15 protein-coding genes are annotated in these 12,413 nt (G+C 50.4%); 4 read left to right on the plus strand and 11 right to left on the minus strand.

Annotated elements, in window-relative coordinates; translation table 11 throughout:
• Nucleotides 1–39 precede the first annotated feature (39 nt).
• Nucleotides 40–1,125, plus strand: coding sequence for an endonuclease/exonuclease/phosphatase family protein (locus tag Q1A04_RS11600; RefSeq protein ID WP_299705709.1), 1,086 nt, complete (start codon nucleotides 40–42; stop codon nucleotides 1,123–1,125).
• Here the strand turns inward: Q1A04_RS11600 and Q1A04_RS11605 are convergent, their stop codons facing one another.
• Nucleotides 1,126–1,698 (minus strand): 5-formyltetrahydrofolate cyclo-ligase, encoded by a 573-nt coding sequence (locus Q1A04_RS11605; RefSeq protein WP_299705712.1) that lies wholly within the window; start codon nucleotides 1,696–1,698, stop codon nucleotides 1,126–1,128.
• Nucleotides 1,698–3,260 carry a bacillithiol biosynthesis cysteine-adding enzyme BshC gene (gene bshC, locus Q1A04_RS11610; RefSeq protein WP_299705715.1) on the minus strand — a complete coding sequence of 521 codons (1,563 nt, stop codon included), beginning with the start codon at nucleotides 3,258–3,260 and terminating at the stop codon, nucleotides 1,698–1,700. The genes Q1A04_RS11605 and bshC overlap by 1 nt, the downstream gene beginning before the upstream one ends.
• Nucleotides 3,261–3,661: 401 nt before the next feature.
• Between bshC and Q1A04_RS11615 the strand changes: the two genes are divergently transcribed.
• Complete coding sequence (locus tag Q1A04_RS11615) at nucleotides 3,662–4,042, plus strand: PH domain-containing protein (RefSeq protein ID WP_299705718.1); 381 nt, start codon at nucleotides 3,662–3,664, stop codon at nucleotides 4,040–4,042.
• 159 nt (nucleotides 4,043–4,201) lie between these two features.
• On the opposite strand, the gene rimO is transcribed toward Q1A04_RS11615, so the two are convergent.
• From rimO to Q1A04_RS11660, 9 genes are all read right to left on the minus strand, one after another.
• Nucleotides 4,202–5,515, minus strand: coding sequence for a 30S ribosomal protein S12 methylthiotransferase RimO (gene rimO, locus Q1A04_RS11620; protein ID WP_299705721.1), 1,314 nt, complete (start codon nucleotides 5,513–5,515; stop codon nucleotides 4,202–4,204).
• Between the two features lie 178 nt (nucleotides 5,516–5,693).
• A complete protein-coding gene (locus Q1A04_RS11625) occupies nucleotides 5,694–6,113 on the minus strand; it encodes a hypothetical protein (RefSeq protein WP_299705724.1) in 420 nt (139 codons plus the stop codon).
• Nucleotides 6,114–6,278: 165 nt separating this feature from the next.
• Nucleotides 6,279–6,794: a carboxypeptidase regulatory-like domain-containing protein gene (locus Q1A04_RS11630; RefSeq protein ID WP_299705727.1), complete on the minus strand. Its 516-nt coding sequence runs from the start codon at nucleotides 6,792–6,794 to the stop codon at nucleotides 6,279–6,281.
• Nucleotides 6,795–6,812: 18 nt separating this feature from the next.
• On the minus strand, nucleotides 6,813–7,772 hold the full coding sequence (ftsY, locus tag Q1A04_RS11635; RefSeq protein ID WP_299705730.1) for a signal recognition particle-docking protein FtsY: 960 nt from the start codon (nucleotides 7,770–7,772) through the stop codon (nucleotides 6,813–6,815).
• A gap of 113 nt (nucleotides 7,773–7,885) precedes the next feature.
• Nucleotides 7,886–8,038 carry a DUF4295 domain-containing protein gene (locus tag Q1A04_RS11640; protein WP_007652248.1) on the minus strand — a complete coding sequence of 51 codons (153 nt, stop codon included), beginning with the start codon at nucleotides 8,036–8,038 and terminating at the stop codon, nucleotides 7,886–7,888.
• Between the two features lie 2 nt (nucleotides 8,039–8,040).
• Nucleotides 8,041–8,229 (minus strand): 50S ribosomal protein L33, encoded by a 189-nt coding sequence (gene rpmG / locus Q1A04_RS11645; protein WP_007652246.1) that lies wholly within the window; start codon nucleotides 8,227–8,229, stop codon nucleotides 8,041–8,043.
• A 134-nt stretch (nucleotides 8,230–8,363) separates the two neighbouring features.
• Nucleotides 8,364–9,980: an aminopeptidase P family protein gene (locus tag Q1A04_RS11650; RefSeq protein WP_299705740.1), complete on the minus strand. Its 1,617-nt coding sequence runs from the start codon at nucleotides 9,978–9,980 to the stop codon at nucleotides 8,364–8,366.
• Nucleotides 9,980–10,219 carry a 50S ribosomal protein L28 gene (rpmB, locus tag Q1A04_RS11655; RefSeq protein WP_018476578.1) on the minus strand — a complete coding sequence of 80 codons (240 nt, stop codon included), beginning with the start codon at nucleotides 10,217–10,219 and terminating at the stop codon, nucleotides 9,980–9,982. The genes Q1A04_RS11650 and rpmB overlap by 1 nt, the downstream gene beginning before the upstream one ends.
• Before the next feature lie 133 nt (nucleotides 10,220–10,352).
• A complete protein-coding gene (locus tag Q1A04_RS11660) occupies nucleotides 10,353–10,526 on the minus strand; it encodes a DUF5522 domain-containing protein (protein ID WP_299705743.1) in 174 nt (57 codons plus the stop codon).
• Between the two features lie 144 nt (nucleotides 10,527–10,670).
• Here Q1A04_RS11660 and Q1A04_RS11665 point away from each other — a divergent pair, with 144 nt between their 5' ends.
• Together Q1A04_RS11665 and rocD are read left to right on the plus strand one after the other, a co-directional pair.
• Nucleotides 10,671–10,985, plus strand: a complete 315-nt coding sequence (locus Q1A04_RS11665) for a hypothetical protein (protein WP_299705746.1) — start codon at nucleotides 10,671–10,673, stop codon at nucleotides 10,983–10,985.
• Nucleotides 10,986–11,130: 145 nt separating this feature from the next.
• Nucleotides 11,131–12,372, plus strand: coding sequence for an ornithine--oxo-acid transaminase (gene rocD, locus Q1A04_RS11670; protein WP_299705749.1), 1,242 nt, complete (start codon nucleotides 11,131–11,133; stop codon nucleotides 12,370–12,372).
• The last annotated feature ends 41 nt before the right edge of the window (nucleotides 12,373–12,413 follow it).

Raw genomic sequence — 12,413 nt, forward strand, 5'->3', positions numbered from 1 at the left:
AATAAACAGATCCGCTGCCATACCTCACTCTTAGCACCCATGAAAGACGCAGCGAAAATAACGCTTCAGGCACTCGGCACCTTTGCCGTGCTGGCCACCGCTCTGCCACTACTAGACGCGCCACAATGGTATGTGCGGGTGTTTGACTATCCGCGCATGCAGTTACTTGTGCTTGCCCTGCTCGTATTCGTACTATACCTATGGCTGGGCACCCGTCACCGTAAGCGAGACAAGTTGTTGCTGGTTTCGCTGGCAGCAGCCATTGTTTACCAAACCTTTCAGATCTACCCCTATACCCGACCGGCGGCTAACCAAGTGAAGCGCGCGGATGTAGACGCGCCAACTGACTCCAGACTAAGTATACTGGTGGCCAATGTGCTGATGGAAAATGAAAGCTATGGCGAACTGATTCGACTTACACAGGAAAAAGAGCCGGATATACTCTTGTTGCTTGAGTCAGATTCGGCTTGGCAACTCGGCATGCAGCCAGCCACACAGGAATATCCATACCGGGTGGAAGTGCCGCTAAGCAACACCTATGGCATGCACCTCTATAGCAAGCTGCCGTTGCGCCAGCAAAAGGTGAGCTACTTGCTGGACGACGACATTCCCTCCATCAAGACTTTTGTGCAGTTGCGCAACGGTATGTGGGTGGAGCTGCATAACGTGCATCCCAAGCCCCCTGTACCCACCGAAGACCCGAACTCAAGAAAACGTGACGCCGAGATTGTGCTGGTTGCCCGTGATATTGAAAGCTCCCAGTACCCGGTAGTAGTGGCAGGTGACTTTAATGACGTGGCTTGGTCACGCACTACCAAGCTGTTCCAAGAAGTAAGCGGCCTGCTTGATCCCCGGATTGGACGTGGATTTTATAACACGTTCAATGCGAAATACCCAGTACTGCGCTGGCCCTTGGACCATATTTTTCACTCAGACCACTTTAAACTGGTACGTATCGAGCGGTTGCGCAATATTGACTCCGATCACTTCCCAATCTACATTGAGTTAAGCTTTGCTCCGGAGAATGAGTATGAGCAGGAGGAACCAAAGGCCGACGATACGACACAGGAGGAAGCAACCGAGACAATTCAGGAAGGCAAGCAGGAAGCTATCGAAGAGAAATGATCACGCTGGCCAAACCCCTTCGGGCATGACGGCATAGTCCAGCGGTACGTCATAAATATTGGGGTCAGCTATGCGCTCCACGGGTGGCTCCAGCGATAGCCCTATCTTGATTACATCGGGGCGGCAGTCAGCCAGAAAGCGATCGTAGAAGCCCTTGCCATACCCTACCCGATGGCCCTGCCTATCAAAAGCCAGCAAAGGAATCAGTACTACGTCTACCTCGTTAGCATGCACAATCTGGGCATCTTTCGGCTCCGGTATACCCCACGCATTTTCCACCAGCACCGACTCTTCGGTCAGGTGGTGATGGGTAAGCACGTTTTGTTCAGCATCGGTCACGGGCACGACCACCCGCACCTCAGGATGCTCCAACCGCAGCCGCTCTATGATGGCCCACGTATTCACTTCGTTGTTTTTGATGATGGGCAAAAACACGTGCACCGTCTGCCCTGCTTTGGGCGGGAAATGCTTGAAAAACAAATCGGCAATGTGCTGGCTCCGAACGGCCACTTCGTCGATGGACAGGGCCCGACGGCGTTGCAGCATGGTTTTGCGCAGCTCGGCTTTATGCATTACTCCTCCTCCAGTATCGTGAACTTGAACTCCAGCGGATCAAAAGCCTCCACCAGCGCAGGTATAAAGTTCGGGTGATTGGTCTGATACGAGAGTAGGTTATCCTGACGCTCCTGCAGACTGCCGTTCGGGAAGAGCTTGTCTTTCAGGTTCTCGAGCTGTTTGAAGGTTTGCTCGTGTTTGCTGTCGCGGGCTTTGGAGAGTTTCTTCTCGAGCATTTGCAGCGAGTTACAAGCTTTTTGCTGTTCGGCCGCCACAGCCCGCATCAGTGTCGGGTCTATACCTTCGGCAAGCTCCTCTACCTGTTTAAATGCCTTGGCCACGGCATCGCGCTGGGTCTCTAGGTTTATTTCGGCATCGTGCAGCTGCGACGAGAGTTGCTTTTTGAGCTCTTGGTAATCCTGAAACAAGTCAAGCGGCTGCAGGCCTAGCTTGTGCATGCGGCTGGCGTTAGGCTTGCTGATGTAAAGCGCCGAATTGCGCAGCATGATGATCGGGAACGTAACTTGATAAGCTTCGAATACTTTGCGCAGCTGGAACCAGTATGCCACCTCGGCACCGCCGCCAATGTAGGCTAGGTTTGGCAACACCATCTCTTCAAAAAGCGGACGCAGAATCACGTTCGGGCTGAAGCGCTCCGGGTGCTGCTGAAGTTCTTGCAGCATTTCCTGTTCTGTAAAGCTGATGTCCGTGTTGAGCACTTTATAGGTATCATCGGCCTGCACAATTCGCCCCCTTATGCCCTCCTGCAAATAAAACAGGTTGATCTCGCGCGAAAACACCTGCGGCTTATACCCCAGTTGCTCCAATTCTGCGTTGGCCTCTTCCACCAGTTTATTCGACAACTGCTCGGCAAGCTCTTTCTCCACCACAGGTATAAGCGCCTTCTTGAGTTCTTTGTGGTCGCCATCGATGCTCACCAAGCCATACTCCCCAAACAGCGCATGCGTGATGGCACGCGTCGCGTCGGCCAGTGTTTTGCTGTTACGGTAAGCCTCTTCAAAAATCGGGAAAGCCTCCGGCAGTTCTTCCAGCACCTTGTCAAGTCCGGCTGTTGAGAAGCGGCCCACGGCCCCAGTTTGCTCCGACTCCCAAGCATAGCGCTTGCCAAATAGATTGAAATGGTTGATCTCCGCGAAATCGTGATCTTCGGTGGCCATCCAGTACACGGGCACAAAATTGTAATCCGGGTAAGCTGCCTGCAACTGCCGGCAGGTGTTAATGGCCGTTACAATCTTATACACAAAGTATAGCGGACCTGTGAAGATATTGAGCTGGTGCCCTGTAGTTACGGTATAGGTGTTGGGCTGCCGCAACAGTTCCAGACTTTGCTGCACTGCGGGATGCACATCGGCTACGGAGCCATATTGCTCCCGCAAAGCCTGATACAAGGTGTGGCGCTGGGCTTCCGTGAATTGCTTCTCTTTGATTTGTTCGCCAAAAGCCTCCAGCGTCGGGAAGCGGTGATAGAAAGTCTGCAGCTTTTCGCTTTGGGACAAGTAATCGGCTATTGTTTGGGAGAAAGCGCCCGTGTCGGCATACGCTACCTTCGTTATTTTCATATCAGTTACTTCCATCTGCTATTCTTTGTGGCCTGCGCTGTGCGGCTATACCTGCACGGTATAACCACGCACCTGCGCCAATGTTGCGTCACAAAGTACGTGTTTTTTATTTTCGATATATAGCTGATACGATAGAAAGCCGATATAAGGGGACGGAATCAAATTTTTAGATCGCATACCCTTGCGCTTTCATAGCCATGCGATGATCTTTGCGTATAAGCACTTGGGCAAATAGCTGCTTATTCGCCGTTATCAATCTACCCCTCCGAGGAGGGGAACAGGCCACTGCTAGAAAAATCCCCTCTTGGGAGGGGCAGGGGTGAGTATACATGCACAGGATAGCTAGCCTGTAAATGCATTAGCTCCGAATTCAGAACTTAAAACTTAACCGTAAATATTGTATGGGATTACTAAACGGATTGATGGGTCATGCCTCGGCGGTGCCTGTAGAGAAACTCACCAAAGAATTTCAACCGATACTGCTCGACGATGAAAACATTGAAAAGGCTTTCCGCCTGATTCGTGACATGCTCGTGTTTACGAACAAGCGGCTGATTGTGGTGAATAAACAGGGTCTTACCGGCTCTAAAATTGAATATCAGAGCGTGCCTTATAGTAGCATCAAGATGTTTTCGAAAGAGAGTGCGGGTATGCTCGACTTCGACGCTGAACTAAAGATCTGGCTGACGGGTGAGGCCACTCCTACCATTAAGCAGGAGTTCCGAAAAGGCGACAACGTGAATGAAGCTTACAAGGTACTGAGCAAATATGTCTTGAAATAATAAGCTACCAGACTTCTAACGCCTGCTTATACTTATTCATTCTGCAAGAGACTAGAGGCTGCTTCGGCTCACATCATTTTACTTTACTAAAGGCTTCACAAAGTAAAAAGCCCCACAGGCTATACCTGTAGGGCTTTCAATATTTCTATCTTTTAGCGCTTAGAGAACTACTTCTCCGTACAGGTCGAAGTCTGAAGCGTCGGTGATTTTCACGTTGGCAAAGTCGCCTAGGCGCACGTACTGACTGTCGGCTGGCACGAGTACCTCGTTGTCTACCTCAGGGGAGTCGTACTGGGTACGGCCCACGAAGTAGCCGCTCTCTTTGCGGTCGAACAGCACTTTGTTGGTCTTGCCCACTTTCTCTTCGTTCAGTTCTACCGATATACCTTGCTGCAACTCCATAATGGCATCGGCACGCTCCTGCTTCACCTCGTCCGGCACATTGTCCTCTAAAGTATGGGAATGCGTGTTTTCTTCGTGCGAGTAAGTGAAAATACCCAAACGCTCAAAGCGGGTTTCTTCTACCCAATCGTATAGCTCTTGAAAATCCTGATCGGTTTCACCTGGGTGGCCGGCGATAAGCGTGGTACGCAAAGCGATGTCTGGCACACGCTGACGAATCTGGTCCACCAACTCGATGGTGCGGCGCTTGCTGATGCCACGGCGCATGGTCTTGAGCATGTTGTCCGATACGTGTTGCAGTGGCATATCCAAGTACTTGCAAATGTTCTCGCGCTCGTTCATCACGTCAAACACCTCCATTGGGAACTGCGAGGGGTAAGCGTACTGCATGCGGATCCAGTCTATACCTTCCACATCCGACAGGTTACGAAGCAAATCCGCCAGCTTGCGCTCGCCGTAGTGCTGCAAGCCATAGTAGGTCAGGTCCTGTGCAATCAGGATCAGTTCTTTCGTACCCATGCTAGCCAGTCGCTTAGCTTCGCGCACCAGATCCTCAATCGGACGGTCCACGTGCTTGCCGCGCATCAAAGGGATGGCACAGAAAGAGCAAGGCCGGTTGCAACCCTCGGCTATTTTGAAGTAAGCGTAATGCGAAGGCGTCGTGATGAGTCGTTCACCGATGAGTTCGTGCTTGTAGTCAGCCTCCAGCTTTTTAAGAAGCTGCGGCATCTCCAGCGTACCAAAATAGGCGTCCACTTGCGGAATCTCTGCTTCCAGAGAGTCTTTGTAGCGTTGCGACAGACAGCCCGTTACGTATAGCTTGTCGATCTGCCCTGCTTCCTTGGCTTCGGCGTAACGCAGTATAGTGTCGATGGACTCCTGCTTGGCATTGTCGATAAAGCCGCAGGTGTTCACGATGATAATATTTGAATCGTCTTTTTCAGACTCGTGCGCCACGTCAAACTCGTTGGCACGCAACTGCCCCATCAGCACTTCCGAATCCACTAGGTTTTTAGAACAACCCAGTGTGATGACGTTTACCTTGTCTTTCTTTAAACTTCTTACTTTCACTTATCTATGTATTAGCGCGATAATTCCCAATCATTCAAAACCAATGCGGCTGCGCATTAGTTCGTTTGGGCAAATGAACTGCAAAAGTACAACATGTTTAGGTAATAAAAGAACGGCACGCTGTAGTGTGGTTGGTTTTGTTTGGGATGGAGGTATGCACGACAGCCAGATGCACCGCTTAGTGGGGTTGATTAGCCGCCATTGAAGCGAACCATTTGGCCGCAGCTGCGCTTCCCTTCATCAATTCAACCGCAATAGGCAGATCGTAATTGCTTATAAGAAGTTTGATTACCTGCAACAGGTTATAATCCCACAGGTAGTCCGTCGATTCCAGAATGGCGATATTACGCAAGGGGGTATTGGGGATGTGTTGAATGAAACGGGAAATGACTTCTTCGGTGAGCACGCCACCGGCCGGGGTTCCCGAGTCCACTATGAGGTTGCTCACGTTCTTCTCCACGATCGTGCTAAACAAAGAAACCATGGTCTCTTGAAACTGGCCTGACTCTACGCTCAGCTCATCCGACCATTTCACACTCATGATACCGGTGTTTTCCTCATACACCATCGTCATCATCTTGTCATCTCTTTCAGCCATAAACATACCTTCATTTAAGAGTAAGCCTTTTTAAGTAAGGTTGTTTATAGCTTTTGCAGATGTAGGTTTACCTCCTGTTCAGTCTTTGTAGACTATACAGATGGTTTTCTGCAGGATAAGGTTTTTTCAAGTGTATTGCAAAGTGGCCAGTAACCGCAGAACAGATTAGTAAAATGCGTTATAGTTAACCAAAAACTCTACGGTAGTTACTTCGTCCTCTTGCACCTCCACCGGAAAGATGTTCATGTCTCCGTCGAAAAGGTTGGCAAACAGTCCGTCTTCCTCTTTTGTGAAGAGGCTATACCTGCCGGGCTCCAGTCGAACAGCAAAATTGCCGTTAGCGTCTGTCTTTACTTGTGTAATCAGCTTGGTCTGAATCGCGGTATGGAAAACACCGTCTTTGGATGTGGTTTGTGAACTGTTAGTCAGTTCGTAAATGTATACCGTGCGCTCCACGCCACGACGGCCGCTGCTAGTTGGGGCGTCCGGGGATGGCATTTGGTTGCCAGCTTCCCAGAGTATTTGCCCCTTTATACCTTGTTTTATCTGCATCTGCTGGCCTGTTTGCGTTTTCAACTCCTGCTGCGTTTCTTGCGCTTCGCCCTCCTGTCCTGACGTACCTTGAGTACCATTACAAACAGTCAGCAACAGCGACATCCCTATCAACAGCAATTTCCCCATACAGATAACAGCAAATATCTATTTGCGGGAGAAGAACGACTCCACGAACTGGTTCTTGTCGAACAACTGCAGGTCTTCAATCTTCTCGCCTACCCCGATGTACTTCACCGGAATCTTAAACTCGTCTGATATACCGATTACCACACCGCCTTTAGCCGTACCGTCCAGCTTTGTAATAGCTAGTGCTGTCACATCGGTAGCTTTGGTGAACTCACGTGCCTGAAGCAGGGCGTTCTGGCCTGTACTGCCATCAAGTACCAGCAACACCTCGTGCGGTGTGTCTACCGTGATCTTCTGCATCACACGCTTGATTTTCGAAAGCTCGTTCATCAGGCCCACTTTATTGTGCAGTCGACCTGCTGTGTCGATGATCACGACATCCGCACCAATATCCACACCTTTCTTTACGGCATCATAGGCCACAGAGGCTGGATCGGTGTTCATACCATGCGAAATCACCGGCACGCCTACACGATCGCCCCAGATGATCAGCTGATCCACGGCGGCGGCACGGAACGTATCAGCGGCTCCCAGCACGACTTTTTTGCCGGCTTTATGAAACTGCGATGCGAGTTTGCCGATAGTCGTGGTTTTACCCACGCCGTTCACACCTACCACCATGATCACGTAAGGCTTTATACCTGCCGGCAGATCAAAGTTAGCGCCGTCACCGGCACGGTTTTCTCCGAGCAAGGCGGCAATCTCTTCACGCAGAATTTTGTCAAGTTCGCTTGTGCTCACGTACTTGTCGCGGGCCACACGCTTCTCAATGCGGTCAATGATCTTCACCGTCGTCTCTACGCCCACGTCCGCATGCACCAGAATTTCCTCCAGTTCGTCGAGCACCTCCACGTCTACCGTGGATTTACCAACGACTGCTTTGCTCAATTGCCCGAAAAAGCTGGTTTTGGTTTTCTCAAGACCTTTATCGAGCGATTCTTTCTTCTGCTCTTTGCTGAAAAAGTCAAAAATTCCCATTTGCGTGTTTTGTAGGGTGAGACTATCTCGGTGTGATACGGTAATATACTAAAAAAGTCCCAGCAAAGGGACTTTTTCATGTATTCTATCTATGTATAGTAGAGTAGGCTTAATTACTTCTTAAGGAACTCCTGTACTTTGTCAACAGGCACCATCTCTTCTTTAAAGCTGTAAGCACCAGTTTTTGGAGACTTAACGGCTTTGATCACTTTTGCCCAATCTTTACCTGTAGCGGTCTTTAGGGTTGCAACTACCTTCTTAGCCATGGTTATTTAATTTCTTTATGTACAGTTACTTTTTTCAACACAGGGTTATACTTCTTAAGCTCTAAACGCTCAGCAGTATTCTTTCTGTTTTTGGTAGTGATGTACCTTGAAGTTCCAGGCATGCCAGTCGCTTTATGCTCTGTGCACTCCATAATTACCTGGATTCTATTACCTTTTGCTTTTTTAGCCATCTCAACAGTAAATTTTTATTTAGGACTGCAAATATACAAGCTTAAATCTCTAATTACAAACAAAGTATAAATTTTTCTGCAGAAGCTTTTTCAAGGCTCTCGCAGACAGGCTTTATACCTTGCCTGTAGACCATTTAATCCAGCCTTGGAAGCTTAAAACCATCCAACGCGCTGGGCTGGGCCATTGTTTTCTCTATTTCCTCTACTGTGCGCGGTGCCTGTTTCGACAGGTTTTCCCATCCCTTTTCGGTAATCAGAATGTCGTCTTCTATACGCACACCAATACCCCACCACTTCTTGTCGCAAGGACTGCCCTCGGGTATGTAAATGCCCGGCTCTACCGTGATTACCGTGTTCGCTTGGAAAGGTCCGAAGCTGCCACGATCGTGCACATCGAGTCCCAGATAATGGGAAGTGCCGTGCGGGAAATAGCGCTGTGCCTCTGCTCTGTTCTTAATGACTCCTAGCTTCACCAATCCTTCGGCTATGACTTCCTGCGCGGCTTGGTGCGGTGCCCCAAAAGCGTTCCCCACCTTGCATTGCTGAAAACCAGCTTCCTGCGCCATTAGCACCAGTTCGTAAATGGCCTTTTGTTCTTTCGTGAACTTGCCGTTGGCAGGTATGGTGCGGGTCACGTCGGCGGTATAGCCCAAATACTCGGCACCCACATCCATCAGCACCAGTTCCTGACCCGGAATGGCTGGTTTGGCGCTGGAAATATAATGCAGCACACAGCCATTGTTGCCGGCCCCTACTATGCTCGGGTAGCCCACGTGCTGGGCGCCGTACTTCTTGAAAACAAACTCGTGTATACCCTGCACTTCCATCTCAGACATGCCCGGCTTCATGGCTTTCATCACCTCGATTTGCCCGATAGCCGACATGCTCACGGCTTTTCTCAGAAGCTTGATCTCCTCCTCGGTTTTTACTTCCCGCAGTTGGTCCAACACTTGGTCTAGCGAGAAAGCGTCAAGCTTTTGCTTAGGTATAGCAGCCACGGCTTTGGTGCGGGCACGCATGTCTTTGGCCTGCAGATAGCCCTGCAAGGCCTTGTCGCTTTGCAAAGCAGGCTCCCGTTGTGTGGCTTCCTGTATATAGGCAGCCACCCCTTCGGCCTGCGCCAAGCCATGCTCTCGCACAATGCCATACAGCATGCTGCGGGTAGCGCTGAAGTTCGCAGGGTAATTTACCTTCGTTCTGAACTGCCCAAGCAAACTGTACAGGTCGGCTTCGTCAGCGGCATCATCGCGCACATCGTGCGGCAATTCCCTAATCAGGATGTGCTGCAGGTTGGCAGTATCGAGTTTGAAGCCAGCGAAGTCAGTATTGGCGAGCGTGGCTATACCCAGCTCTTTTGCAGCGCCATCCACTCCCAGTCGCTTGCCGTTCCAGAGTTCTTCCATCTCGTCGCCGGGTTGCACGAAGAGCACTTCCTGCACCTGCTTGCCGTTCACGTTCTGCGGGCTCTGAAAAAGCAAAAGCACCGCGTTCGGCTCTTTATACCCCGTGAGGTAGTACAGGTCCGGATCGGGATGGTAGTAAAAGTCTACGTCGTTGGCGCGGTTGCGCACGGGACTGGCAAAAAGAACGGCAACGGAGCGAGGGGGCAGCTGTTGCCGCAACACCTCTCTCCGTTGCCGGTGAAACTCTTTATCTAAAGTATCAGATGGCTTTCCCGAGCCTGCGTGCGGTTGCGCTGCTGCCGTAAACGACAGCCAGACTAACAGTGCACACAGCCGGAAGGCTGCCATTAGTACATAATGTAGCCCTGCTCAACAGCCTTCTTCAGTACTGCAGAGATGCCGTTCTTGTTGATTGTTCTCAATGCTGAAGTTGATACTTTAAGGGTTACCCAAGCATCTTCCTCAGGGATGTAGAAACGTTTCTTCTGAAGGTTCGGATAGAACTTACGCTTTGTCTTATTGTTAGCGTGAGAAACGTTATTTCCTACTTGTACTCTCTTTCCGGTTAAATCGCAAACTCGTGCCATCTTGTATTTTCTTCTAAATTATTTCAATAGGGGTGCAAATATCTACAAAAAGATACAGAATGTCAAAGGCATAGCAGATAATTTTAACAAAACATGCTCTAATATAGCTGCTAAGGCCCTTTAAACAGGTTGTTTATACTTTACCCGTGTTCTTCGCCTCGTCCTCTTTCTTCTTTTTTGTAAAGCCATAGGGGCAGTTTCGGCAGGCATTCTTGCAACAATACCCGCGCTTGAGCAAGTACTTTGCCGTTAGCACCATCAGGCCGCGCTCAAAGTAAAAATCCTCTCCTTCCTTCAGATCACTCACTACTATACTCCTTTTCGAATGCCAAATATCGGCAATTTAAAGCCGTTCACCAAAAATTCACCTTCACCCTCCTCCCTTGCGCATGCCATACGTTAAACAATTTGATGCCCCTTATTGCGATTTCACAACCTATAATCATAAGCCATGTCCCGTTTCAACAACTTAAGCGAGGCCGTCAACGTGTTGCGTTCCCGCGGTTTTGTGAATACCTTTAGCATACAGCACCAGCGGGTATACTGCTCCGAACTAAGCAAGTCCATCTCCCCTGCCCAGCTCACTCTGCTCGAGCGCTATGTCGTGCCCTCCCCTGCCGTACAGAGCGGCGAAGAAGAGGTATACGGTTTTCGGACAGATGACAACCAATTGGGTATCATGACCAACATCTATGCTGAGTACGACCCGGAAGGCTTTTTCTCTGTGTTCAGACAATGCCTGAAAGGCGGAGCCGGGCACGACTAGCCTCGATCTCCTACAAAACTATAATTCAGGCTGTTTTTGCTATATTTACAACCAATCATCAGAATCCCGGTAAATATAGGTCCGGAGCCGCAGCCTGTGGCGCAGCTCTGCCCTTTTCCGGACAACAGCTTTAAATCTATAAACTATGAGCACGCTATCCATCACCTCCAGCCAACAGGCTATCGAAACAGAAGACAAGTACGGTGCCCACAACTACCACCCGCTGCCGGTGGTGCTGAACAAAGGCGAAGGCGTACACCTCTGGGACGTAGAAGGTAAACGCTACTATGACTTCCTGTCGGCCTACAGCGCCGTGAACCAAGGCCACTGCCACCCACACATTATCAACGCCCTGATCGAGCAGGCGCAGCAGCTCACGCTTACTTCCCGCGCCTTCTACAACGACAAGCTAGGTATAGCCGAGAAGTACATTTGCGAGTTGTTTGGCTACGACAAATCGCTTTACATGAACTCCGGTGCCGAGGCCGTGGAGACCGCCATCAAACTGGCCCGCAAGTGGGGTTATCTGAAAAAAGGAATTGCCTCGCACAACGCCGAGATCATTGTGGTGGAACGCAATTTCCATGGCCGCACCACGGGCATCATCTCCTTCTCCACCGACCCGGATTCCACCAAAGGCTTCGGACCGTATATGCCGGGCTTCAAAGTGATACCTTATGATGATCTCGAGGCGCTGGAAACGGCCCTGAAAGAAAACCCGAACGTGTGCGGTTTCCTTGTGGAGCCAATACAGGGCGAAGCGGGTGTCGTGGTGCCACAGGAGGGTTACTTAGCCAAAGCGCATGCGCTTTGCAAAGAGTACAACGTGCTGCTCATGGCCGACGAGATTCAGACAGGTATAGCCCGTACCGGCAAAATGCTGGCCAGCTACTACGACGACGTGAAAGCAGATATCCTGATTCTGGGCAAGGCCCTTTCGGGAGGTGTGCTGCCGGTGTCTTGCGTACTGGCAGATGACGACATTATGCTTTGTATACAGCCGGGCGAGCACGGTTCTACTTTTGGCGGTAACCCGATGGCCGCCGCGGTAGCCATTGCCGCTTTAGAGGTAATTAAAGAAGAGGACTTGGTAGAGAACGCTTATAAGTTGGGCGAGATCTTCCGGGACCGCATGAACCAACTCAAGGCCAAGCGCCCGGAAGTGGTAACCCTTGTAAGAGGTCGTGGCTTACTAAACGCCATTGTGATAGAGCCGGCAGCCGATGGCCGTACCGCTTGGGACGTGTGCGTGGAACTGAAGGAGAACGGCCTGCTCGCCAAGCCAACGCACGGCGACATTATCCGTTTCGCTCCGCCACTGGTGATGACCGAAGAGCAGCTGCACGAGTGCTGCGATATTATTGACAGAGTGGTGATGAACTTCTAAGTCAGATATACCTGAAACAAAGTATGAAAGGCGAGGCTGTA

The sequence above is a fragment of the uncultured Pontibacter sp. genome, from assembly GCF_947499215.1.
Taxonomy (GTDB): Bacteria; Bacteroidota; Bacteroidia; order Cytophagales; family Hymenobacteraceae; genus Pontibacter.

Excerpts from the sequence above, each read along its gene's own strand:
- Q1A04_RS11615 (WP_299705718.1), top strand. The coding sequence starts at position 3,662 with ATGGGATTACTAAACGGATTGATGGGTCATGCCTCGGCGGTGCCTGTA.
- Q1A04_RS11605 (WP_299705712.1), bottom strand. The coding sequence starts at position 1,698 with ATGCATAAAGCCGAGCTGCGCAAAACCATGCTGCAACGCCGTCGGGCC.
- Q1A04_RS11650 (WP_299705740.1), bottom strand. The coding sequence starts at position 9,980 with ATGGCAGCCTTCCGGCTGTGTGCACTGTTAGTCTGGCTGTCGTTTACG.
- bshC (WP_299705715.1), bottom strand. The coding sequence starts at position 3,260 with ATGAAAATAACGAAGGTAGCGTATGCCGACACGGGCGCTTTCTCCCAA.
- Q1A04_RS11600 (WP_299705709.1), top strand. The coding sequence starts at position 40 with ATGAAAGACGCAGCGAAAATAACGCTTCAGGCACTCGGCACCTTTGCC.
- rocD (WP_299705749.1), top strand. The coding sequence starts at position 11,131 with ATGAGCACGCTATCCATCACCTCCAGCCAACAGGCTATCGAAACAGAA.
- ftsY (WP_299705730.1), bottom strand. The coding sequence starts at position 7,772 with ATGGGAATTTTTGACTTTTTCAGCAAAGAGCAGAAGAAAGAATCGCTC.
- Q1A04_RS11630 (WP_299705727.1), bottom strand. The coding sequence starts at position 6,794 with ATGGGGAAATTGCTGTTGATAGGGATGTCGCTGTTGCTGACTGTTTGT.
- Q1A04_RS11625 (WP_299705724.1), bottom strand. The coding sequence starts at position 6,113 with ATGGCTGAAAGAGATGACAAGATGATGACGATGGTGTATGAGGAAAAC.
- rpmG (WP_007652246.1), bottom strand. The coding sequence starts at position 8,229 with ATGGCTAAAAAAGCAAAAGGTAATAGAATCCAGGTAATTATGGAGTGC.
- Q1A04_RS11665 (WP_299705746.1), top strand. The coding sequence starts at position 10,671 with ATGTCCCGTTTCAACAACTTAAGCGAGGCCGTCAACGTGTTGCGTTCC.
- rpmB (WP_018476578.1), bottom strand. The coding sequence starts at position 10,219 with ATGGCACGAGTTTGCGATTTAACCGGAAAGAGAGTACAAGTAGGAAAT.
- Q1A04_RS11640 (WP_007652248.1), bottom strand. The coding sequence starts at position 8,038 with ATGGCTAAGAAGGTAGTTGCAACCCTAAAGACCGCTACAGGTAAAGAT.